Source organism: Bradyrhizobium sp. 63_E2_N1_3 (genome assembly GCF_052076005.1).
Taxonomy (GTDB): Bacteria; Pseudomonadota; Alphaproteobacteria; order Rhizobiales; family Xanthobacteraceae; genus Bradyrhizobium; species Bradyrhizobium barranii.
Genome location: NZ_CP197235.1, coordinates 7193938 through 7213843, shown reverse-complemented (window position 1 = coordinate 7213843; position 19906 = coordinate 7193938). Strand labels below are relative to the sequence as shown.

The window sequence follows — 19906 nt, the reverse complement described above, 5'->3', positions numbered from 1 at the left end:
ATCAGCCAGCATTGTTGAACTGACTTCCGCCCTGTCGTCCGTCGTGACGATGGCGGCGCAGGTGATTTGCGCGTTGCTAGGTCTCATCGGGATTTGCTGTGATGTCGAAGTTGTCGATCGTGTTCAAGCTTCTGACCGTGTTGTCGGTCCTCGTGCTGTCGCTCGCCGGCGTCGGCGTGATGGCGATCGGCACCATGCAGAGTATCAATTCCCACACCGTCGAGATCGCGGAGAGCTGGCTGCCGAGCGTGCGTGCGCTCGGCTCGCTTCGCGCCGATATCAACGAGCTGCGCGTCGCGCTGCGCCTGCACCTGATGCAGGACACCGCCGAGGGCAAGGAAGCCGCCGAGAAGCGCCTCGCCTCGCTGCAGGCGCGCATCGACCAGACCCGCAAGGTCTACGAGCCGCTGATCACCTCAGCCGAGGAGCGTTCGCTCTATGAGCAGTGGAGCAAGGCATGGGCCGAGTACCTGAACGGGGTGCAGGACGTCATGGCGCTGTCGCGCAAGGGCGTCGGTCGCTTCCCGGCCGATGCCAACGAGCTGTTGCAGACCAAGGTCGCGAAGATGGCCCAGGCCGCCGACCCGCTGCTCCAGAAGGGCATCGAGATGAACAACCGGGGCGCCGAGCTGGAGACGAAGCAGGCGGCCGACAGCTACGCCACGATCTTCCGCGTGTTGGTCGGCATCATCGTGTTCTCGGTCGTGATCGCGATCGGTGCCGCCTATTATCTCGTGCGTGACGTTTCTCGCGGGATTGCCTCGATCATCCATCCGATGCAGTCGCTTGGCGAAGGCGACCTCTCCGCCGAGGTGCCGCATCGCGGCGAGAAGACCGAGATCGGCTCGATGGCGGATGCGCTCCAGATCTTCAAGGAGGCGTTGATCGCCAAGAAGGCCGCCGACGAAGTCGCCGCGGCCGACGCCGAGGCCAAGATCGAACGCGGCCGCCGCGTCGACGCCATCACCCGCAAGTTCGAGGCCATGATCGGCGAGGTCGTCGGCACCGTGTCGTCGGCCTCGACCGAGCTCGAGGCCTCCGCGACCACGCTGAGCAGCACCGCGCAGCGCGGGCAGGAGCTTGCGACCGTGGTCGCCGCGGCGTCCGAGGAAGCCTCGACCAACGTCCAGGCGGTTGCGTCCGCATCGGAGGAGCTGTCGTCCTCCATCACCGAGATCAGCCGCCGCGTGCAGGATTCGGCGCGGATGGCCGCAGAGGCCGTCGAGCAGGCCACGCGGACCAACGACCGCGTCAATGCGCTGTCTCAGGCGGCATCGCGTATCGGCGCCGTGGTCGAGCTGATCAACACCATCGCCGGTCAGACCAACCTGCTGGCGCTCAACGCCACCATCGAGGCGGCGCGTGCCGGTGAAGCCGGCCGCGGCTTCGCGGTCGTCGCCTCCGAGGTCAAGGCGCTGGCCGAGCAGACCGCGAAAGCGACCGGCGAGATCGGGGCGCAGGTCTCCGGGATCCAGTCCGCGACGCAGGAATCTGTCAGCGCCATCCAGGAGATCGGCGGCACCATCGAGCGGCTGTCCGAGGTGGCGGCGGCCATCGCAGCCGCCGTCGAGGAACAGGGCGCGGCCACGCAGGAGATCTCGCGCAACGTGCAGCAGGCTTCGGTCGGTACGCAGGAGGTCTCGATGAACATCACGGACGTGCAGCGTGGTGCGATCGAGACCGGCTCGGCGTCGACGGAGGTGCTGTCGGCGGCGAAATCGCTGGCGACCGACAGCACGCGGCTCAAAGTCGAGGTCGCGCAGTTCCTGGAGTCGGTCCGCGCGGCTTGATCCTCAAGTCCTCGCCTGCGGAGCCGGCGGCGGTGCTATCTGCCGCCGGAACAGGATGCGCTGGTAGAGCCACCCGATCGCGACCAGCACGATGCCGAGGCACATGAACGACAGCGCGCGGTAGACGCCTGTCAGCGTCGACATGTCGATCACGAAGGCCTTCAGGATCGTCAGCGCGATCACCGCGGCCGACGCCAGCCGTGCCCGCTCGGAGTTGACGAGAATGCCGACGCCGAGCAGCACCACACCGAAGCCGAGCCAGCCGATCGAATAGGTGTATTGCTCCGCGCCCGTGGTGGCGCCGTAGAGCAGGACCGGGCCGTGATAGAAGCGGCGGATCTCCAGCGTCAAATAGGTGAGCGCGAACACCAGCGCAGCGCCGGCAATCGTGTTCGCATAGGCGACGGGGCGATGTCCGGCCACCGCATAGGACAGCAGCAGCATCAGCACCGCCGGGAGAGCGTAGCCGAGCAGCAGCAGGTTGAAGACGAGACCGCCGACATCGACGCTGGAGAGCAGCCACGGATTCTCCAGGATCAGCAGGCCGAACACGCTGATGAGCCCGGCGATCGCGGTGAGCGCGACCGCGCCGACATTGTGAACGATGCTGTGGCTCCTCAGCCGCAGCCGCTCCAGCCCGATCGCCATGGCGAGCGCGACGCAGACTTGCAGGGCAAATTCGAGCAGCGAGGGCGGCGACGTCATGCGGCCGCCGGTGGCGAGATGCCGGATCTCCATGAAGGCGAGCAGCGCGGTGAACAGGATCGCGGCGGCCTCCACGATGCGCAGCGGCGGATCGTCACCGCGGCGGCGCAGGAAGATGCTCGCGCCCCAGAACGAGGCCGCCGGCAGGCCGTAGCCCCACAACAGCCAATTGAAGATCGGCGTGGTGCCGACGGCATCGCCGACGATGCGCGGATCATAGCCGATGCGCGCGGTCACGATCGCGGCAAAGATGGCGGCGAGCCGGCGCAGGACCGGGATCGGCCGCTGCAGCGAGATCCAGGCCGTGCCGAGCGACATCAGCGCCAGCGCGATGGTGAGCCAGCCCTTTTCGAGGGCGAAGGTCAGCGCCAGCGCCAGCGCGCCGAGCGTGCCGGTCGCGAACAGCGCGACAGAGGTCGCAGTGCCCGGCCGATCTTCGCGGCGCGCCAGCGCTTCGGTCGCAGCGCCAAAGGCGGCGGCGAGCAGCACCGCGAGGATCGCGAACGGGATCGAGCGGTCGAGATGGGCGACGCGCGCGTAGAGCGCAACGAGGATCGCGATCGGCGTCGCGACGGCGGCCGCAGACCACACCACCGGAATGACCGCCGAGTTCGAGCGGCCCTGCGCGAGGAAGCCTGCGATGCCGAAGCCGGCAGCGAAGATCGCGGCCATCACCAGATGCAGCGTCACCGAACCGTCGGTGGCGACCGGTCCGACGCCGGGGATCGGGCCGCCCGGCAGCACCAGCATGTCGGGATTGGCGCGCACCGCCCATTCGGCGAACACGATGAAGACGGTTGCCGCGGCCGCGCCCAGTGCGCCGGTCGCCGCCGGCGCACGCCAGGCGACGAACAGCGTCGCGCCGACGAGAAGCGTGAACGCGATCAGCGCAAGGTCCGCATGCGCGCTCGACAGCACGATCAGCATCGCGCCGAACAGATAGGCGCCAAGCGAGCTCGACGACACCGGCTCGATCTCGCCGTCCTCGATGGTCGGGCCGAACATGAAGCCGCAGACCACGAGGAGGGCGGCGAGCACGAAGCCCGCGATCGCATGGAAGGTGTGCGGCGCGACCTGCAGCTCGCTGGTATCGAGACCCGGGAAGATCCAGAGCACGGCGAAGGCGATGGTGGTCACCGCGAGCCAGCGCCACAGCCGGATGCGCGCGAGGCCGAAGCTCGCGGCGGTGACGATCGCAAGATAAATATAGAGCGCCCAATAATCCGGCTTGCCGCTGGAGACGAGGATCGGCGTCACGAACGCGCCGACCACGCCGAGGCCCGCGAGTGCGGGCCCATGCAACAGTGCCGCGGCGAGCGTGCCCATCGCGACGATGCCGAGCAGCACGAAAGCGGTGGCGGGCACGAGGAAGCCATAGAGCGCATAGGCCGCGTAGATGGTCGCGAACGCCACGGCCGTTCCGGCCGCGGTGAGGATCGCGGGGATGTTGGCGATAGGCAGCGCCGCGATGTTGGAGATGCTCTCCTTGCGCCGCGACCATTCGCCGGCGCCCAGCAGCGCGGCTGCGAACAGCCCGCCGAGGAACACGCGCACGCCGGGGCCGACGAGACCTGCCTCGATCGAATAGCGCACCATGAAGAAGCCGCCGAGCGCGAGCGCGAGGCCGCCGATCCAGACCACCCAGCGCGTGCCGAGCCGTTCCTCGAAGCCGGGTGCCGGCGCGGGCAAAGGCGGCGGTGCGTAGGCCTCGGTGTTCGCCGCAAGCGGCGGCGGTGCATCGGCTTCGGTGCTCGCTGCGAGCGGCCGCGGTGAAACCTCTTCGGTGACGAGCGGAGGCGGTGCTGCCTCGACTTCGGGCGCGAGCGGCGGCGGCTCGGCGGCCGTCGTCGCGGGCGCCTCGGCCTGCACCTGCGTGGGCATCAGCGGCGGCGGCTGCACCTGCCGCTGCGCGTAAAACATCTCTTCGAGCGAGGCCAGCCGGCGGCGCAGCTCGGCCGCCTGGCTGGAGGCCTTGATCGCGATCAGGACAGCGATGATCGCAATGATCAGCGCAAAGACGTCAAACGGGCCGTCGGACATGAAGCCTCCAGGCAACCGGCGGGCAGGGGCCGGTCACGCAAATCCTAGGATCTAGCGCCGGGAGCGTACGCGCAAGCCCGGCGCGGGTCGTTCCTGGAGCACGTCGCGGCGGAAGCGGTAGAGCGCCGCCGGCCGTCCGCCGGTCTGTGTCGACATCACCCCGGTCGGTTCGACCAAGGCTTCGGTTTCGACCAGGCGGCGGAAATTTTGTTTGTGCAGGTGCCGGCCGGAGATCGCCTCCACCGTGTACTGCAGTTCAGTGAGTGTGAACTCCGCGGTCAAAAGTTCAAACACCACAGGACGATACTTCAGTTTTGCACGCAGCCGCGCGATCGCTGTCGCGAGAATCCGGCGGTGATCGAACCGCATGGAGGTGCCGAGCGCGGGAAGCTGCTTACGCGCCAATGCCGCAGGACGGCCGTCGCGCCGCGCCTCCTCGATCAGCCCGGCCTCGTACAAGAGCTCGTAGCGGTCGAGCACGCGCTCCTCGTCCCAGGGCGCGCCGTCGAGGCCGAAATAGAACCGCACGCGATCCCGGCGCGGCAGCGCGCGTGTGGTCTCCGGCGTCTCCTCCTCGGCCCATAGCGTCAGCGCCGGAATGATGTCACGGGCGATGATCGCAGGCGGCTCCTCGCGCCAGTCTTCCCAGGGGAGGAAGCGATACCACGGTTCGAAGCTCGCGCCGGTCGCTGCGAGCTCGCCGCCCACCGCGCGCGTCAGCGCCAGATAGCCGATCGACACCATATGCGCACCGGTGTCGCCGGCCTCGGCATGACGGCCACGATCGCCGAACGTGTAGAGCTGCTCGACATAGCCGAGCCGCAAGCCCGCCTGCGCCTCGACCCAGGCGCGCAGGCCGATCTCGAACGTGCGATGGCTGGGCGCATCGAACGGCCCGAACGGCAGGCCCGCCAGCCCATCACTGCTGTGCGCGGTGAGGATCAGCGGCTCATGATCCTCGATCGCGACGATCGCCGCGGTCAGGCCGATCTCGATCGGCGTCAGCTGCGTGTCGCTCATGCGGCTGATGTCGCAGTTGTCATTCGAGCTCGATCACGAAGGGGCGGCCCTCGACCATCATGGCGCCCGGGCCCATCTCGTCGAGCGCGCGCAGCATGCGGCCGTTGCGTCCGAGCGCGCGGTCGGCAAGACCGACGATGCGGCGGTTCGGCGAGGCGATCGGGGAGGCCGCGCGGATCTTCTTGGCGATCTCGATCTCGTCGCGATCCGGATTGAGGGCGCAGACGGCCGCAAAGGCGCTCGCAGTGGAGCGGCTGATGCCGGCATAGCAATGCACCACCAGCGGCGCGCTGCGGTCCCAGCCGCGTACGAAATTCAGCACCTGGTCGATATGAGCTTCGGATGGTGCGGTGAAGCCGTCCATCTCCTCGGTGATGTCGTCCATCGACACCTTGAGATGGTTGGCCGGCAGCACCGACACCGGACGTGCCACCTGCTCGACATTGGCCATGACGGTCAGCACATGGCTGGCCCTGGTGAGGCGGACGGTTTCGGGAAGGGCGGCGAGGGAACAGACGTGGATCATGGCGGACCTTTTTGCCGCTGATTATAGCGAGCGCTCGTAGGGTGGGCAAAGGCGCATCGCGCCGTGCCCACCGTTTCGCACCGCGCACACCGCGGCTAGTTTGGTGGGCACGCTTCGCTTTGCCCACCCTACGAAGGGATGATGCTACGCGAACACCGCGTTGAACCGCTCCAGAAACTGCTTCTCGGCCCGCGCCGCGGTCCAGGGCGTGAGGTAGTCGCGCCGGACGCTGTCGGAGAGGCTGGGGTCCCTGCCGAACAGGCGCTTCGCCTCGCTTTCGCTGAAGCCGGCAAGCTCGGTTGCCTCCAGATAGGCCGCCCCGCGATCGGCGGCCTTGATGGCTTGCGTGATCTCCTCGGGCAGCGCCGGCGGCAGGCCGAAGCGGATGTGGATGGCGCCGAGCAGGCGCTTCTCCACCGCCTTGTAGTGGCCGTCGAGCACGGCCTTGAACGGCGAGATCATGTCGCCGATCACGTATTCGGGCGCATCGTGCAGCAGGGCGGCGAGCCGCATGCGCTCGTCGACGCGCGGCATCTCGTGCCGCATCACGGTCTCCACCAGAAGCGTATGCTGCGCGACCGAGAAGATGTGCGCGCCGGTGGTCTGCCCGTTCCAGCGCGCCACGCGCGCCAGCCCATGCGCGATGTCGGCGATCTCGACATCGAGCGGAGAGGGATCGAGCAGATCGAGCCGCCGGCCCGACAGCATGCGTTGCCAGGCGCGGGATGCCACGTCGCGTGCCGTTTTCTTCGCGGTCATTTGGCCTTGAGGCGCGGCTTGCGCTGCGTCTTGCCGCAGCTCGCGTGACAATGGCAGTCGACGAGATGGTCGTTGACCATGCCGGTCGCCTCCATGAAGGCGTAGACGATGGTCGGACCGACGAATTTGAAACCGCGCGAGGACAGTTCCTTGGAGATCTGCGTCGACAGCGGCGTCGAGGCCGGCACGCTCGCAGTGGTCTTGAAATTGTTGACCTTGGGCCGGCCGTCCATGAAGTCCCACAACAGCTTCGAGAAGCCCGGGCCCTTCTCCATGATGTCGAGATATGATTTCGCGCTCAGGATCGCGCCGTCGATCTTGGCGCGGTTGCGCACGATGCCGGCATCGTTCATCAGCGCGTGCACCTTCTTGTCGTTGTAGCGCGCGATCTTCTCCGGCTGAAAATCATCGAAGGCTTTGCGGAAATTGTCCCGCTTGCGCAGGATCGTGATCCAGGAGAGGCCGGCCTGGAAGCCGTCGAGGATCAGCTTTTCGTAGAGCGCACGGTCGTCATATTCCGGCACGCCCCATTCGGTGTCGTGATAGGCGACATAGAGCGGGTCTTCGCCGGGCCAGGGGCAGCGGGTCTTTCCGTCGGGATGCAGGCGGGGGGCTCGGCTCATGCGATGGGCTGCTTCAGGGGAATGCGGACGACGTCGGGTTCGGCGAGCCTCACGGCGAGGCCGCCGGCGGTGAGCGGCTGGCCGGCATCGAGCGCGTCCGCAACGCGGTCGATGCGTACCAGCGCGATGCCCTTGCCCTGTGCGGACGAGCCCATCGTGCCGACCGGCTTGTCGCCGGCCATAACACTGACGCCGGCCTCCGGCGAGAGGTCGTCGAGCAGCACCTTGACGCTGCGGGTGCGCGCGGTGCCGCGATGCTGCATGCGCGAGACGACCTCCTGGCCGACATAGCAGCCCTTGTCGAAATCGACGCCGGCAAGACGGTCCATGTTGGTCTCGTGCGGGAACGCATCGCTGTACATGAAATCGAGCCCGCCGCGCGGCACGCCGAGCGCGATGCGATGGGCCTCGTATTCGGCGGCATCGACCAGCTCGGCGCCGATGAGATCGGACAGCTTCTGTTTGAGATCTTCGGGGATCAGGATGCGAGTGCCGAGCGCATCATTGCGCGGATCGGCGAACGCAAGGTCCGGCTGCGCCGCAAGCTGGCCGTCCCAGGCCGCGAGCACGCCGAGATCGAGGTTTTCCACCGTGACCTTGGCGCGCAGCTTGTAGAATTTCAGCTTGGTGGCGAGGCCCTCGGCCAGCGCCTTCGGACAGTCGATCAGGAACCCGCCGCCATGGCCTGCGGGCACCTCTGTGATCAGGAAATCCACGATGATCTTGCCCTGCGGCGTCAGCAGCGCACCGAATCGCCCCAGGCCCGGCTTCAGCCTGTCGAGATCGGTCGTGATCAGGCCGTTGAGGAAGTTGCGCGCGTCCTCGCCCGCGACCTTGACCACGCTCCGGTCGGGAAGAAACGCTGATTTCATGTGAAAATCTCTTGCGACATGTTGCTCCGGAACGTAAGCCCGCAAGGCATAAACGACAAGACCTCAAGCCCCGCGCTTGGGGATGAGAGAGGCCTTCAGCCATGACCCAGCGCTTCGATGTGATCCTCAAAGGCGGCACCGTCGTCAACCAGGACGGCGAGGGTGTTCGCGATATCGGCATCACCAACGGCCGCATCGCGGAGCTGGGCCCGCTCTCGCAGGCCTCCGCCGCTGAGGTGATCGACTGCAAGGGCCTCCACATCCTGCCGGGCGTGATGGACACCCAGGTGCATTTCCGCGAGCCCGGGCTGGAGCAGAAGGAAGACCTCGAGACAGGGTCGCGCAGCGCCGTGATGGGCGGCGTCACCGCCGTGTTCGAGATGCCGAACACGGCGCCGTTGACCGTGACGGAGGCTACCTTCACCGACAAGGTGAAGCGTGCCCATCATCGCATGCACTGCGATTTCGCCTTCTTCATCGGCGGCACCCGCGAGAACGTGCAGGATCTGCCGGTGCTGGAGCGCGCGCCCGGCTGTGCGGGCGTCAAGGTGTTCATCGGCTCGTCGACCGGCGCGCTGCTGGTGGAGGACGACGAGAGCCTGCGCCGCATCTTCCAGGTGATCCGCCGCCGCGCCGCCTTCCACGCCGAAGACGAATACCGCCTCAACGACCGCAAGTCGCTGCGCATCGAGGGCGATCCGCGTTCGCATCCGGTCTGGCGCGACGAGACCGCGGCGCTGATGGCGACGCAGCGATTGGTCAAGCTCGCGCACGAGACCGGCAAGCGCATCCACGTGCTGCACATATCGACCAAGGAAGAGATCGAGTTCCTGCGCGACCACAAGGACGTCGCTTCCTGCGAGGCGACGCCGCATCATCTGACGTTGGTCGCACCCGAATGCTACGAGCGGCTCGGCACGCTGGCGCAGATGAACCCGCCGGTGCGCGGGGCCGATCACCGCGCCGGCATCTGGCGCGGCATCGAGCAGGGCATCATCGACGTGCTCGGCTCCGACCATGCCCCGCATACGCTGGAAGAGAAGTCGAAGACCTATCCGGCCTCGCCCTCCGGCATGACCGGCGTGCAAACGCTGGTGCCGCTCATGCTCGACCACGTCAACGCCGGCCGCCTGTCGCTGGCGCGCTTCGTCGACCTCACCAGCGCCGGCCCCGCGCGTCTCTACAACATGGCCTGCAAGGGCCGCATTGCCGCAGGCTACGACGCCGATTTCACGATCGTAGATCTCAAGCGCAGCGAGACCATCACCAACAAATGGGTGGCGTCCAAAGCCGGCTGGACGCCTTATGACGGCGTCCGCGTCACCGGCTGGCCCGTCGGCACCTTCATCCGCGGCCGCCGCGTGATGTGGCAGGGCGAACTGGTGACGGCCTCGCAGGGCGAGCCGGTGCGGTTTCTGGAGACGCTGAAGCAGTAGAGGGCGGCCCGCTTCTCGCTCCGCTGTCATGCCCCGCGGAGGCGGGGCATCCAGTACGCCGCGGCTTCTCGGTTCGATCACCGCCGCCTCTGGAATACTGGATTGCCCGCCTTCGCGGGCAATGACAGAGTGCCAGGAAGCGTAGACTCAAATTGGGAGAGAGCAATGTCCCAACCGACGCCCCTCATCACCACTGTGCAACTCGCCGCGATTCTCGGCGATCCCAACCTCCGCCTCTACGACTGCACGACCTATAACGAGCCGGTGCCGCCCGGTAGCGATGTGCCCTATCGCGCGGTGCCCGGCGACAAGACGTTCGCGGCCGGCCACATCCCCGGCGCGGATTTCCTCGACCTGCAAGGCGAGTTCTCCGACACCTCCGCGCAACAGCTCTTCATGATGGCTGGCGTGCCCCAGCTAGAGGCCGCCTTCGGTCGCCACGGCGCTGACGCATCCAAGACCATCGTGCTCTACAGCATCGGCACCATGATGTGGTCGACGCGGTTCTGGTGGATGCTGCGCTCGCTCGGCGTCGATGCGCGCGTGCTCGACGGCGGTTTTGACAAATGGAAGGACGAGGGGCGGCCGGTCGAGACGGGCGCGCCGAAGGGCTATCCCGCCACGACCTTCAAGGCCGCGTCGCACGCGGGCTTCTTCGTCGACAAGACCACCGTGAAGGCGCGGATCTGCGATCCCTCGACCGTGATCGTCAACGCGCTCGGGCCGCAATTTCATCAGGGCCTCGAGCCGAGCCGCTACGGCCGGCCCGGCCGCGTGCCCGGCAGCGTCAACGTGCCCGCGGCCACGCTTGCCAAGGCCGACAAGACACTGACGACGCTTGCCGACGCCGAAGCGAAGTTCGCGGCCCAGGGCGTTACGCGCGACAAGAATGTGATCTGCTATTGCGGCGGCGGCATCTCGGCGACGATCGACCTGCTCATGCTGACACAGCTCGGCTACGACAAGCTGACGCTGTACGATGCCTCCATGGGCGAATGGGCGAGGGATCCGGCACTGCCGATCGAGACGGATTAGCTCTTACCCTCCCCTGAAGGGGGAGGGTCGCTTCACGTCGAGCGAAGCGAGAGGTGAAGCGGGGTGGGGTGATCTCTCCACTCGGGCACCGCCTCAAAGGTATAGACTGTCACCCCACCCCGCTCGCGCTGCGCGCGATCGACCCTCCCCCTCCAGGGGAGGGTAAGAAAGTCGGGAACCTTTATCGCTGGCCTGCATCCAATGTCCGGAACGAATGGAAACAGGTGACCACCATGCAGCGGACCGCAGCCGGCCTGTCCGCCGGCGCTAGAGCATCGGAAGCCGAACTGGTCGATCGCGCGCGGGGCCGTGACGAGGCCGCGTTGCGCGAGATCATGCAGGCCAACAACCGCAGGCTCTACCGTCTAGCGCGCGGTATCCTGCGCAGCGACAGCGAAGCCGAGGACGTGGTGCAGGAAACCTATGTCCGGGCCTTTACCCATCTGGACGACTTTCGCGGCGAGTCCGGGCTGTCGACCTGGCTGTCGCGCATTGCCATCAACGAGGCGCTTGGCCGGGCGCGAAGCCGCAAGCCGCATGTCGAGCTCAGCGCGCTGCCGGAAGGGGCGCTCGACGCGCAGATCATAAAATTTCCCGTTTCTCCCGCAGGCGATCCGGAAAGGACCATGGCCCAACGTGAAATCCAGCGCGTCGTCGAACGCGCAATCGACGAACTGCCGGATGTGTTCCGCATGGTCTTCGTCGCGCGCGTCATGGAGGGGATGAACATCGAGGAGACCGCCGATCTGCTCGGCGTCAAGCCCGAGACCGTGAAGACGCGGCTGCACCGTGCGCGCACCATGTTGCGCGAGAACGTCGAGAAGGAGATCGGTCCGGTTATGATGGATGCGTTCCCGTTTGCCGGGTGGCGCTGCGAGCGGCTGACCGTATCGGTGCTGAAGCGGCTCGGCAGCGGCGGCTGAAGTTTTTCGGGAACGTTTGCGCGAAAATCCCATCCAATGCCTGTGAAGCAACGCCGGCAAACCCTCCGGCAGCACAGGAGTTTCAAACATGTTCACCCGATGGAGCGCGGCGATCGCCGCGGCAATTCTGTTGTCGAGCCCGGCGCTACTGCAAGGCGCGAGCGCAGCCGACAAGCCCACCGATCCGCAGATCGCTCACATCGCCTACACCGCGGGCGTGATCGACATCAACGCGGCCAAGCAGGCGCAGAAAAAGGCCAAGAACAAGGACGTCAAGGCGTTTGCCGAGGACATGCTGCGCGACCACGAGGCGGTCAACAAGCAGGCGCTGGCGCTGGTCAAGAAGCTGAACGTTACGCCTGAAGACAACGATACCAGCAAGACGCTGTCGAAGCAGGCGAGCGACAAGCTGGCTGAGCTCGACAAGCTGAGCGGCGCGGCCTTCGACAAGGCCTATGTCGCGAACGAGGTCGCCTATCACAAGGCGGTCAACGGCGCGCTGGAAACCCAGCTCATCCCGTCCGCCGGCAATGCCGAGCTCAAGAGCCTGTTGCAGACCGGCCTGAAGATTTTTCAGGGCCACCAGCAGCACGCCGAGCATGTCGCGGCCGAGCTGAAATAGGGGGTGTGGGATGAAGCCGCGACACCTCGCTTCGATCGCGCTTGCGGTCGTCTTGCTGTCGATCGTCGTCCCGGCGCGCGCCGCGACCATGCAGATCATAATGGACAATCTCGTGGTTTCACCGGCCGAAACGTCCGCGAAGGTCGGCGATACCATCGAATGGATCAACAAGGACGTGTTCGCGCACACCGCCACGGCGAAGAGCGGCGATTTCGACGTGATGCTGCCACCGAAGAAGTCGGCAACGTTTGTTCTGAAGAAGGCGGGAATTGTCGACTATTACTGCCGCTATCATCCCAACATGAAAGCGACGCTCAAGGTCGCGCCGTGAGGGAGGAGGGAGTGCATTCCCGATCGTAGTGGGAATATCTCCCGGTCATCGCGAGACTAATGCTTGTCTGGGGGAGGCGGCTTCCGTGCGATAAACGCGGCAGACTTCGCGAACCTGTTCGCCAGATCCCGTTCGCCAAGTCATTCATCCGTAGACTGGCCCCGCCCGTGTGGCGGGGTCATTTTTCGCAAGAAGCTTACTGCCTTGCGAGAGTGACCGAGAATTCGCCGTTGCGGATGCGGCCCGGAAAGCCCTCGACGAATTTCGCCACCGCATCCTCGCCGTAGGTACCGACGAGCTCGGCGAATGCCGCAAACAGGCTCGCCTGCGCCAGGCAGTCGCCGTCGACGCCATCATGGCGCGCTTCGGCCCAGGCCTCGTTGAGATAGCTCAGCGCGGCCTGTTTCTGCTCGTGATCGGGCAGCGGCGCGCGGGCGGGGGCGTAGGACACTGAATGGCTCATGAAACTCGATCAGGGCTGGGGCGCGATCCACGGCGATGCGCTGTACGAAAGGTGTAGCACGCGTATTAACGCCCGCTAGGCCACATCTTTAGGAACGGTTAACGGCTGTGAACAAAGTCGATGACAGGGTTCCAGATGCGCGTTCGACAGCCAAACCCTCATGTGAGGAGGCGCGTTAGCGCCGTCTCGAACCATAGAGGCCGTGCTGCGGCAGCGGGGCCTTGCATCCTTCGAGACGCGCGCGAAGAGCGCGCTCCTCAGGATGAGGAGATGCGCTCAGTTCGCGTAACGCGCCGTGAGATCGCGCGAGATCTTCGAGCCTTCCTCGATATAGCGGCGGATCGCCACCGTCGCGGCCGGCGTGCAGCTCCGATAGGTCTGCTGGAAGCCGTTATAGCCGCGGTTGAAGCCGGCGATCATACGGGTGCGGCGCTCGCCCGAGGGGGTTTCGGCATCGATCAGCGCCTGCATCTCGCTGCGCCATTTGTTGCCCTCGTTGGACCCGCAGATGCCGCGCAGATAGTGCAGGCCGCCCAAAATCTCCGCCAGCCGCTGCAAATCGGCGTCAAACGGCGCCGCCACGTCCTGGGCCCTTGTGGGCACGGAGGCGCAGGCGAGAATCAGGGCAAAAATGGCCAGAAATCGCGTGGACATCGGCGGGGTGTATGCCCCCTCGGAGCGGAGGACGCAAGACGGGGCGGTCAGGGCCCGATCAGCCCGGCGGCCGACAGGATGACCTCCTCCAGCCCCCCGGTCAGCTTGAGGTCGCCGAGGCTCGCCAGGGCGTCGGGGGCGATCCAGCGGTAATCGTCGAGCTCGTCGTTGAGAGCCGGCTCCTTGGCCACCCAGCGGGCGGCAAAGGACATGATCAGGTAATGGCCGGCGCCGGCTGCGGCCGGCAACACCTCGCGCCAGCCGGCGAGGCCAATGATCTCGATGGCGAGCCCGGTCTCCTCGTCGACCTCGCGCGCCAGCGCCTGGTGCAGCGATTCGCCGAACTCGACCCGGCCGCCGGGCAGCGAATAGAACCCCTTGGCGGGCGAGCGGGCGCGGCGGGTCAGAAGTACCTTGCCGTCGCGGAAGATGGCGGCGCTGACCGCGATCTGGGGGTGGGTGGGCTGGATGACCGCAGACATATCTTCAACAACCCTTCAACAGCCCTTGGCTCAATTCGCCATGATGGTGTCGACGTCGGCTTCCGCGCCGCCATTGATGATGCCGCCGCAGGCCGCGATCAGCGGCTTGACCCAGAGCGTGGCCTGCTCGGCGAGGCGGACGCGGGTCGTGTCCTTCTCGACCTCGCGCATGGCCGAGCCGACCGCTGTCAGGATCGAGGTCATGGTATCAGTGATGTGGTCGAACTGGGCGCGCACATTCGGATCGGCCTTCTCATAGGCTTCGATGGCCAGATCCCGTGCCTTGAAATTCGACGCGGTGAAATGCTCGGCATAGGACAGCGGCGACCAGGTCAAAAAATCTTCGGCGCATTCCGGCATGTCCGGGACCATTTCCAGCAGCATCACGGCTTCATTGAAATGGTTGAGATAGTCGGTGGCAAGCCCGGTTCGCGGGTTGATGTTGGCCACGCGCAGCCGCTCGGCCCAGGCGGCGGCCTCGGGGCCCGTCTGTACATGCGTCCGCGCGGGTTGGGAGGCCGTTGAGCTCATCTGCCGCAGTGTTAACGTTCGGGGTTAAAAGGACCTGAACGGACCCTATATAGGCCCCCAAGGATGTGTGGACGCTTCGTCATAACTTCGGCCCCCGCGGCTTTACGGCAACTGTTCGGCTACATCGAGCAGCCGAATTTCCCGTCACGGTACAACGTCGCGCCGACACAACCGATTCCGGTCGTGCTGCTCGAGAATGGCGCGCGCCATTTCCGCTTGATGCGCTGGGGATTGTTGCCGAGCTGGGTCAAGGATCCCAAGGGATTTACGCTCCTGATCAACGCGCGCTCCGAGACGGTGCTGGAAAAGCCCGCCTTCAAGAACGCGATTCGGAGGCGCCGCGGCCTGATCCCGGCCGACGGCTATTATGAATGGAAGGCGGAGGGTGGCCGCAAGCAGCCCTTCTTCATCCACCGCGCCGATAGCGAGCCGCTCGGCTTTGCTGCGGTATTCGAGACCTGGGTCGGGCCGAACGGTGAGGAGCTCGACACCGTCGCGATCGTCACGGCGGCGGCGGGCGAGGATCTCGCCGCGCTGCATGACCGCGTGCCCGTCACCATCAGCCCGCGCGATTTCGAGCGCTGGCTCGACAGCCGCGGCGACGATGTCGATGCCGTGTTGCCGCTGATGTCCACCCCGCGCATCGGTGAATTCGCCTGGCACCCGGTCTCCACCCGCGTCAACCGCGTCGCCAATGACGACGATCAGCTCGTGTTGCCGATCAGCGCGGAGGAGATGGAGGCGGAAGCTGAGGCGGCGAAACCGAAGAAGGCGGCCCGGAAGGTCGCTGCTAGCTCGTCAGATGACGGGCAGGGGTCGTTGTTTTAGGCGGCGGTGCCGTAGGGTGGGCAAAGCGAAGCGTGCCCACCATCGTGTTTCAAGCAAGTGGGTAGACGGTGGGCACGGCGCGTTGCGCCTTTGCCCACCCTACGCAATCTACACGATCTCTTTTGCCCTGAGCGCCGCGATCTCCGCTGCATCGAACCCCAGCTCGCCCAGCACCGCATCCGTATCCGCACCCAATTCCGGCGCCATCCGGTCCAGCCGGCCGCCGCCATGGCCGAGCTTGAAGCCGCTGCCGGCAAAGCGCAGGCGGCCGTAGGGCGTATCCAGCTCCTGGATCGCGCCGCGCGCCTTGATTTGCGGATGATCGATGACCTCCTCGACCTTCCAGATGCTGGCGCAGGGCGCGCCGGCATCTTCCAGGATTGTCTCCCACTCGCGCGCAGGCCTGGCCGCCAGCGCCTCCTCGATGATGGCGCGCAATGCGCCCTCGTTCTCGTTGCGCGCGAACCAGTCGGCGAAGCGCGGGTCTGACAGCGTGTCCTCGCGGCCGAGCGCGGACATCAGCGCGCGGTACTGCTTCTCGTTGTTGACGGCGAGCAGGATGTGGCCGTCGCCGCATCTGAACAGATTTGCCGTGGTCCGACGGCTGACGGCCTGGTTGCCCGACAGCTGCTGGCGATGGCCGGCGACCGACCAGTCCGCGATCTGCCCCGAGAGAAACGCCATCGTCGCCTCAAGCATCGAGACGTCAATCAGCTGTCCCTTGCCGGTACGGTCGCGCTGGTACAGCGCGCTCGACACGCCGAACGCGGCCGTCGCGCCCGACAGCACGTCGCACACCGCAAAACCCGCGCGCGTTGGCCCCGTCTCGGGATGTCCCGTGATCGCCATGATGCCCGACAGCGCCTGCATCTTGCCGTCATAGCCGGGCCTCAGGCGGTCCGGGCCGGTCTGGCCGAAGCCGGACACGGCGCAATAGATCAGCTTTGGATTGATCGCGGAGAGTGCCTCGTAGCCGATGCCGAGCTTGTCCATCACGCCCGGGCGAAAGTTCTCCATGACGACGTCGACTTGCGCCACGAGCTTCTTCACGATCGCGATCGCGTCGGGCTTTTGCAAATCGAGCGTCAGGCTGCGCTTGTTGCCGTTGATGGCCTGGAACGCCGGCGCGAGTCCGCGCTCGGCCCATTCGCGGCTGAGCGGTGTGCGGCGCATGTCCTCGCCCTCGCGCCGTTCGACCTTGATCACGTCGGCCCCCAGAAGCGCGAGCTGGTAGCTCGCATAGGGGCCGGCCAGCACCTGCGTGAAGTCCAGGATCTTCACGCCCTCGAACGGTCGCGTCACGTCGCTCTCCCCTTAGTTTGTTGTTGTCGGAGGACGTCAGGCGGCGCGGTTGCCGCGCGCGATCTCCTTCTGCTTGTCGAATTCGGCGCGGCGGCGCGCCAGCTCTTCAGGCGAGAGCTGTGCGACGTTGTTGTAGTCGAGCTTCCAGGAGGCGTCCTCGCTCCAGCGCAGCGGCGACTGCATCGTGGTTTGCGGACCGCTCGCGCTTTCCAGCAGCGTCAGCGCGAGCTCCAGCGTCTGTGCCTGCGAGGCGACGTCGTGTGGCTTGCCGGCGGAATTGCCGAGCGGGAAATCCGAGAACAAGAAGCGCGGCACGGCGGCATGCTCGATGATGTCCTTGGCGCAGCCCATCACCACGGTCGGAATGCCGTTGGCCTCGAGATGCCGCGCCACCAGTGCGGTGGTCTGGTGGCAGACCGGGCAGTTCGGCACCAGCACGGCGACATCGACCTTGTCAGCGAGGCAGCGCGCCAGGATTTCCGGCGCGTCGGTGTCGAGCGTGACGCGATGGCTCCGGTTGGTCGGCGCGCCGAAGAAACGCTGGCTCACCTCGCCGATGCGGCCTACGGCAGATGCCTTCAAGAGCTGCGGCAGCGGAAACCAGGTGCCGTTGTCGGTCGCCGTGGTGTGCTTGCGGTCGTAGCCGATGTGCGAGATGCGCAGATCGTGCTGCTTCGAGGTGTCGCCGTCATAGACCTGGTAGAATTTCGCCCCGCCATTATACGCCGCGCCCGGCCCCTGGTCGCCCTTGGTGGGATCGTAAGGCGCGGCCGTGGTGATGATCGTCACGCGCGATTTTGCCAACGGTTTCTTCAGCGGCTGGAACGGCGCCTGCGTGTAATGCGCCCAGCGATACGGCGTGGTGTAGCCGATCGCGGTGTAATATTCGCGCGTGCGCTGCATATAGGGGACGGGGGAGTCGTAGTCGGGCGCAAAGCCGAATTCGTCGTCGCGCGAAGCGGACATGGGGCGCGTCTCCTGGTTCTTGGTTCGCGCCAGACTAGAGATAGTTTTGGTGTTGCTCAACCGGGGCGGGGCGGCGCAGGGCAGAATTGCAGGCTTAGTGGAGCCGATTGCGCTGTCTTCCCCTCTCCCCTTGCGGGAGAGGGTGGCTCGCCGCGGAGCGGCGAGACGGGTGAGGGGTATCTCTCCGCGAGTCCGCTCTTTCTGAATTTGCGGACGCGTACCCCTCATCCGGCGCTTCGCGCCACCTTCTCCCACAGGGGGCCTGTTGCGTAATTCGTCAATTGTGATTCCCTAGGGCAAAGCCTTGGAGGGTAGCGATGGCGGTCAAGCGGACGGGACAGCCGAGCTTTGTGGAAGCGCTGATGCCGAAGGGGGCCGGCGCCAATGCGGCGCTGGATCGGCTGGCTGGCCTGGTCAAGTGGTACCGGTTCGAGAAGCTGATCGGCCATTTGCGGGATGAAGGGAGCCCCGGTCGACCAGGCTATCCGGTGCTGGTGCTGTTTCGTGCTGTGCTGTTGCAGTCGCTGTATGGTCTTTCGGAGCGCGAACTCGAGGAAGCGCTGGGCGACCGGTTGTCGTTCAAGCGCTTCGTCGGTTTGAGCCTTGAGGATGCGACGCCCGACCATACGGTCCTGAACCGCTTTCGGAACCAGCTTGTCGAACAAGGCCTGCTGGAGAAGCTGTTTGGTGAGCTGGATCGTCAGCTTGAGAATGCCGGCGTCATCCTCAAGCGCGGCACGATGCTGGATGCGACCTTGATCCAGGCGGTGTCGGCTCCTCCGAAGGAGGATCGCCCCTCAAACGATCCCGACGCCCGCTTCACCAAGCGGCAAGGCAAGAGCGGCACGACGTTCGGTTACAAGGCCCATGTCGGTGTCGACGAAGGATCCGGCTTGATCCGCACGGTACTGACCACACCGGCCAACATCAACGACACGACACCGGCGGACGCTTTGATCCGCGGCGATGAAGCTGCGGTGTGGGCCGATGCGGCTTACGACACCCATGCCCGACGGGCCCGGCTGAAGGCGGAGGGCAAGAAACCCCGCATTGCTCGTCGGCCCAACCGGCATCACCCGGAGTTGCCGCCGAGGCTCAAACGCTACAACCTCCTCATCGCGCGCCGCCGAGCCCAGGTCGAGACCACCTTCGCTACTCTCAAACGCCGCATGCGGCTGACCTGCATCCGCTACGTCGGTCTGATCAAGGCGACCGGGCAAGTTCTGCTCGCCTCAATCGCCTTCAACATGAGGCGGTGGGCCACGATCGCCGCGTGAGCTGCCCGCTGAGGGCAACAACTACAGATCTTCGCAGGCATTGCCAGGACCAAGGCCTTCTCTCCTGACGTCTTCAGCCTCAAAAGCCGATAACGCAACAGGCCCACAAGGGGAGAAGGAAGAAAGCGTAACTCACCTGAAAATATGCAGCGCCGCGTACTGCAGCAGCATGATCGCCTTGGCGTCGATGATGCGGCCGTCCGCGATCATTGCCAAGGCCTCGTCGATCGAGAGCTCCAGCACCTCGATGTCCTCGCCTTCGTGCTCGAGGCCGCCGCCGTCGCTGACCCGCATCTCCGGCTCGTATTCGGCGACGAAGAAATGCAGCTTCTCGGTGATGGCGCCGGGGCTCATGAAGGCCTCGAACACTTTGTGGACGTGGTGCAGGCGATAGCCGGTCTCCTCCTCGGCCTCGGCGCGGATGCGCACCTCGGGGGAGGCATCGTCCAGCACGCCGGCGGCCGCTTCGATCAGGAGATCGTCGTAGCCGCGGATAAAGGCCGGCAGGCGGAACTGGCGTACCAGGATCACCGTACGCCGTGCGCGATTATACGGCAGCACGGCGGCGGCGTTGTCGCGCTCATAGGTTTCCCGGTGCTGCGTCTGCCACTCGCCATTGGCGCGCCGGTACTCGAACGTCGTGGTCTTCAGCGTGGTCCAGCCGTCCGAGAGCACGCGGACGTCCTTGATGCGGACGCGGTCGGATACGGTCATTGCTGTT

At 65.9% G+C, this 19906-nt stretch carries 21 protein-coding genes; 8 read left to right on the top strand and 13 right to left on the bottom strand.

From position 1 onward, the window contains the following. Positions 1 to 101 precede the first annotated feature (101 nt). Positions 102 to 1790 (top strand): methyl-accepting chemotaxis protein, encoded by a 1689-nt coding sequence (locus AB7531_RS34285; RefSeq protein WP_063985092.1) that lies wholly within the window; start codon positions 102 to 104, stop codon positions 1788 to 1790. 3 nt (positions 1791 to 1793) lie between these two features. Here AB7531_RS34285 and AB7531_RS34280 read toward each other — a convergent pair whose 3' ends face one another. From AB7531_RS34280 to ygfZ, 6 genes are all read right to left on the bottom strand, one after another. Continuing rightward, complete coding sequence (locus AB7531_RS34280) at positions 1794 to 4535, bottom strand: DUF2339 domain-containing protein (protein WP_441280236.1); 2742 nt, start codon at positions 4533 to 4535, stop codon at positions 1794 to 1796. Positions 4536 to 4586: 51 nt separating this feature from the next. Then, positions 4587 to 5555 carry an NUDIX hydrolase gene (locus tag AB7531_RS34275; protein WP_063985091.1) on the bottom strand — a complete coding sequence of 323 codons (969 nt, stop codon included), beginning with the start codon at positions 5553 to 5555 and terminating at the stop codon, positions 4587 to 4589. A gap of 19 nt (positions 5556 to 5574) precedes the next feature. Next, positions 5575 to 6081 (bottom strand): tyrosine phosphatase family protein, encoded by a 507-nt coding sequence (locus tag AB7531_RS34270; RefSeq protein WP_028152156.1) that lies wholly within the window; start codon positions 6079 to 6081, stop codon positions 5575 to 5577. Between the two features lie 144 nt (positions 6082 to 6225). Next, positions 6226 to 6840, bottom strand: coding sequence for a YfbR-like 5'-deoxynucleotidase (locus tag AB7531_RS34265; protein WP_063985090.1), 615 nt, complete (start codon positions 6838 to 6840; stop codon positions 6226 to 6228). Continuing rightward, complete coding sequence (locus tag AB7531_RS34260) at positions 6837 to 7463, bottom strand: DNA-3-methyladenine glycosylase I (RefSeq protein ID WP_063985089.1); 627 nt, start codon at positions 7461 to 7463, stop codon at positions 6837 to 6839. Before AB7531_RS34260 ends, AB7531_RS34265 begins: the two co-directional genes overlap by 4 nt. Beyond that, the gene (gene ygfZ / locus AB7531_RS34255; protein ID WP_028158166.1) at positions 7460 to 8335 is read right to left on the bottom strand and encodes a CAF17-like 4Fe-4S cluster assembly/insertion protein YgfZ; all 876 of its coding nucleotides are present in this window, start codon (positions 8333 to 8335) and stop codon (positions 7460 to 7462) included. The genes AB7531_RS34260 and ygfZ overlap by 4 nt, the downstream gene beginning before the upstream one ends. Positions 8336 to 8436: 101 nt before the next feature. Here ygfZ and AB7531_RS34250 point away from each other — a divergent pair, with 101 nt between their 5' ends. The 5 genes from AB7531_RS34250 to AB7531_RS34230 all read left to right on the top strand — a co-directional run bounded on the left by AB7531_RS34250 (position 8437) and on the right by AB7531_RS34230 (position 12682). Further along, entirely contained in the window at positions 8437 to 9771 is a 1335-nt protein-coding gene (locus AB7531_RS34250; protein WP_063985088.1) for a dihydroorotase, read from the top strand. A 165-nt stretch (positions 9772 to 9936) separates the two neighbouring features. Further along, entirely contained in the window at positions 9937 to 10806 is an 870-nt protein-coding gene (locus tag AB7531_RS34245; protein WP_063985087.1) for a sulfurtransferase, read from the top strand. Positions 10807 to 11039: 233 nt separating this feature from the next. Then, a complete protein-coding gene (locus AB7531_RS34240) occupies positions 11040 to 11729 on the top strand; it encodes an RNA polymerase sigma factor (RefSeq protein ID WP_063985086.1) in 690 nt (229 codons plus the stop codon). Positions 11730 to 11817: 88 nt separating this feature from the next. Further along, complete coding sequence (locus AB7531_RS34235; RefSeq protein ID WP_063985085.1) at positions 11818 to 12351, top strand: DUF4142 domain-containing protein; 534 nt, start codon at positions 11818 to 11820, stop codon at positions 12349 to 12351. 10 nt (positions 12352 to 12361) lie between these two features. Continuing rightward, on the top strand, positions 12362 to 12682 hold the full coding sequence (locus AB7531_RS34230) for a cupredoxin domain-containing protein (RefSeq protein ID WP_063985084.1): 321 nt from the start codon (positions 12362 to 12364) through the stop codon (positions 12680 to 12682). Between the two features lie 196 nt (positions 12683 to 12878). Here the strand turns inward: AB7531_RS34230 and AB7531_RS34225 are convergent, their stop codons facing one another. From AB7531_RS34225 to AB7531_RS34210, 4 genes are all read right to left on the bottom strand, one after another. Continuing rightward, positions 12879 to 13145 carry a hypothetical protein gene (locus AB7531_RS34225; protein ID WP_014497305.1) on the bottom strand — a complete coding sequence of 89 codons (267 nt, stop codon included), beginning with the start codon at positions 13143 to 13145 and terminating at the stop codon, positions 12879 to 12881. A 276-nt stretch (positions 13146 to 13421) separates the two neighbouring features. Then, positions 13422 to 13799 (bottom strand): TIGR02301 family protein, encoded by a 378-nt coding sequence (locus AB7531_RS34220; RefSeq protein ID WP_011085347.1) that lies wholly within the window; start codon positions 13797 to 13799, stop codon positions 13422 to 13424. A 47-nt stretch (positions 13800 to 13846) separates the two neighbouring features. Then, positions 13847 to 14281: an NUDIX hydrolase gene (locus tag AB7531_RS34215; RefSeq protein ID WP_063985083.1), complete on the bottom strand. Its 435-nt coding sequence runs from the start codon at positions 14279 to 14281 to the stop codon at positions 13847 to 13849. A gap of 30 nt (positions 14282 to 14311) precedes the next feature. Continuing rightward, positions 14312 to 14812, bottom strand: coding sequence for a hypothetical protein (locus AB7531_RS34210; RefSeq protein WP_014497302.1), 501 nt, complete (start codon positions 14810 to 14812; stop codon positions 14312 to 14314). A gap of 63 nt (positions 14813 to 14875) precedes the next feature. Between AB7531_RS34210 and AB7531_RS34205 the strand changes: the two genes are divergently transcribed. Next, positions 14876 to 15640, top strand: coding sequence for an SOS response-associated peptidase (locus tag AB7531_RS34205; protein ID WP_063985082.1), 765 nt, complete (start codon positions 14876 to 14878; stop codon positions 15638 to 15640). Positions 15641 to 15748: 108 nt separating this feature from the next. On the opposite strand, the gene AB7531_RS34200 is transcribed toward AB7531_RS34205, so the two are convergent. Continuing rightward, positions 15749 to 16942, bottom strand: a complete 1194-nt coding sequence (locus tag AB7531_RS34200; protein WP_063985081.1) for a CaiB/BaiF CoA transferase family protein — start codon at positions 16940 to 16942, stop codon at positions 15749 to 15751. A gap of 36 nt (positions 16943 to 16978) precedes the next feature. Beyond that, a complete protein-coding gene (locus AB7531_RS34195) occupies positions 16979 to 17908 on the bottom strand; it encodes a glycine reductase (protein ID WP_063985080.1) in 930 nt (309 codons plus the stop codon). A gap of 317 nt (positions 17909 to 18225) precedes the next feature. On the opposite strand from AB7531_RS34195, the gene AB7531_RS34190 reads away from it, so the two are divergent. Beyond that, a complete protein-coding gene (locus AB7531_RS34190) occupies positions 18226 to 19185 on the top strand; it encodes an IS5 family transposase (RefSeq protein WP_166348444.1) in 960 nt (319 codons plus the stop codon). A gap of 132 nt (positions 19186 to 19317) precedes the next feature. Here the strand turns inward: AB7531_RS34190 and AB7531_RS34185 are convergent, their stop codons facing one another. Beyond that, a complete protein-coding gene (locus AB7531_RS34185; RefSeq protein ID WP_063985078.1) occupies positions 19318 to 19899 on the bottom strand; it encodes an NUDIX domain-containing protein in 582 nt (193 codons plus the stop codon). Positions 19900 to 19906 lie beyond the last annotated feature (7 nt).

What these genes read in the sequence shown, in the direction of transcription:
- AB7531_RS34285 (WP_063985092.1), top strand. Translation starts at nt 102, where the DNA reads ATGTCGAAGTTGTCGATCGTGTTCAAGCTTCTGACCGTGTTGTCGGTC.
- AB7531_RS34280 (WP_441280236.1), bottom strand. Translation starts at nt 4,535, where the DNA reads ATGTCCGACGGCCCGTTTGACGTCTTTGCGCTGATCATTGCGATCATC.
- AB7531_RS34275 (WP_063985091.1), bottom strand. Translation starts at nt 5,555, where the DNA reads ATGAGCGACACGCAGCTGACGCCGATCGAGATCGGCCTGACCGCGGCG.
- AB7531_RS34270 (WP_028152156.1), bottom strand. Translation starts at nt 6,081, where the DNA reads ATGATCCACGTCTGTTCCCTCGCCGCCCTTCCCGAAACCGTCCGCCTC.
- AB7531_RS34265 (WP_063985090.1), bottom strand. Translation starts at nt 6,840, where the DNA reads ATGACCGCGAAGAAAACGGCACGCGACGTGGCATCCCGCGCCTGGCAA.
- AB7531_RS34260 (WP_063985089.1), bottom strand. Translation starts at nt 7,463, where the DNA reads ATGAGCCGAGCCCCCCGCCTGCATCCCGACGGAAAGACCCGCTGCCCC.
- ygfZ (WP_028158166.1), bottom strand. Translation starts at nt 8,335, where the DNA reads ATGAAATCAGCGTTTCTTCCCGACCGGAGCGTGGTCAAGGTCGCGGGC.
- AB7531_RS34250 (WP_063985088.1), top strand. Translation starts at nt 8,437, where the DNA reads ATGACCCAGCGCTTCGATGTGATCCTCAAAGGCGGCACCGTCGTCAAC.
- AB7531_RS34245 (WP_063985087.1), top strand. Translation starts at nt 9,937, where the DNA reads ATGTCCCAACCGACGCCCCTCATCACCACTGTGCAACTCGCCGCGATT.
- AB7531_RS34240 (WP_063985086.1), top strand. Translation starts at nt 11,040, where the DNA reads ATGCAGCGGACCGCAGCCGGCCTGTCCGCCGGCGCTAGAGCATCGGAA.
- AB7531_RS34235 (WP_063985085.1), top strand. Translation starts at nt 11,818, where the DNA reads ATGTTCACCCGATGGAGCGCGGCGATCGCCGCGGCAATTCTGTTGTCG.
- AB7531_RS34230 (WP_063985084.1), top strand. Translation starts at nt 12,362, where the DNA reads ATGAAGCCGCGACACCTCGCTTCGATCGCGCTTGCGGTCGTCTTGCTG.
- AB7531_RS34225 (WP_014497305.1), bottom strand. Translation starts at nt 13,145, where the DNA reads ATGAGCCATTCAGTGTCCTACGCCCCCGCCCGCGCGCCGCTGCCCGAT.
- AB7531_RS34220 (WP_011085347.1), bottom strand. Translation starts at nt 13,799, where the DNA reads ATGTCCACGCGATTTCTGGCCATTTTTGCCCTGATTCTCGCCTGCGCC.
- AB7531_RS34215 (WP_063985083.1), bottom strand. Translation starts at nt 14,281, where the DNA reads ATGTCTGCGGTCATCCAGCCCACCCACCCCCAGATCGCGGTCAGCGCC.
- AB7531_RS34210 (WP_014497302.1), bottom strand. Translation starts at nt 14,812, where the DNA reads ATGAGCTCAACGGCCTCCCAACCCGCGCGGACGCATGTACAGACGGGC.
- AB7531_RS34205 (WP_063985082.1), top strand. Translation starts at nt 14,876, where the DNA reads ATGTGTGGACGCTTCGTCATAACTTCGGCCCCCGCGGCTTTACGGCAA.
- AB7531_RS34195 (WP_063985080.1), bottom strand. Translation starts at nt 17,908, where the DNA reads ATGTCCGCTTCGCGCGACGACGAATTCGGCTTTGCGCCCGACTACGAC.
- AB7531_RS34190 (WP_166348444.1), top strand. Translation starts at nt 18,226, where the DNA reads ATGGCGGTCAAGCGGACGGGACAGCCGAGCTTTGTGGAAGCGCTGATG.
- AB7531_RS34185 (WP_063985078.1), bottom strand. Translation starts at nt 19,899, where the DNA reads ATGACCGTATCCGACCGCGTCCGCATCAAGGACGTCCGCGTGCTCTCG.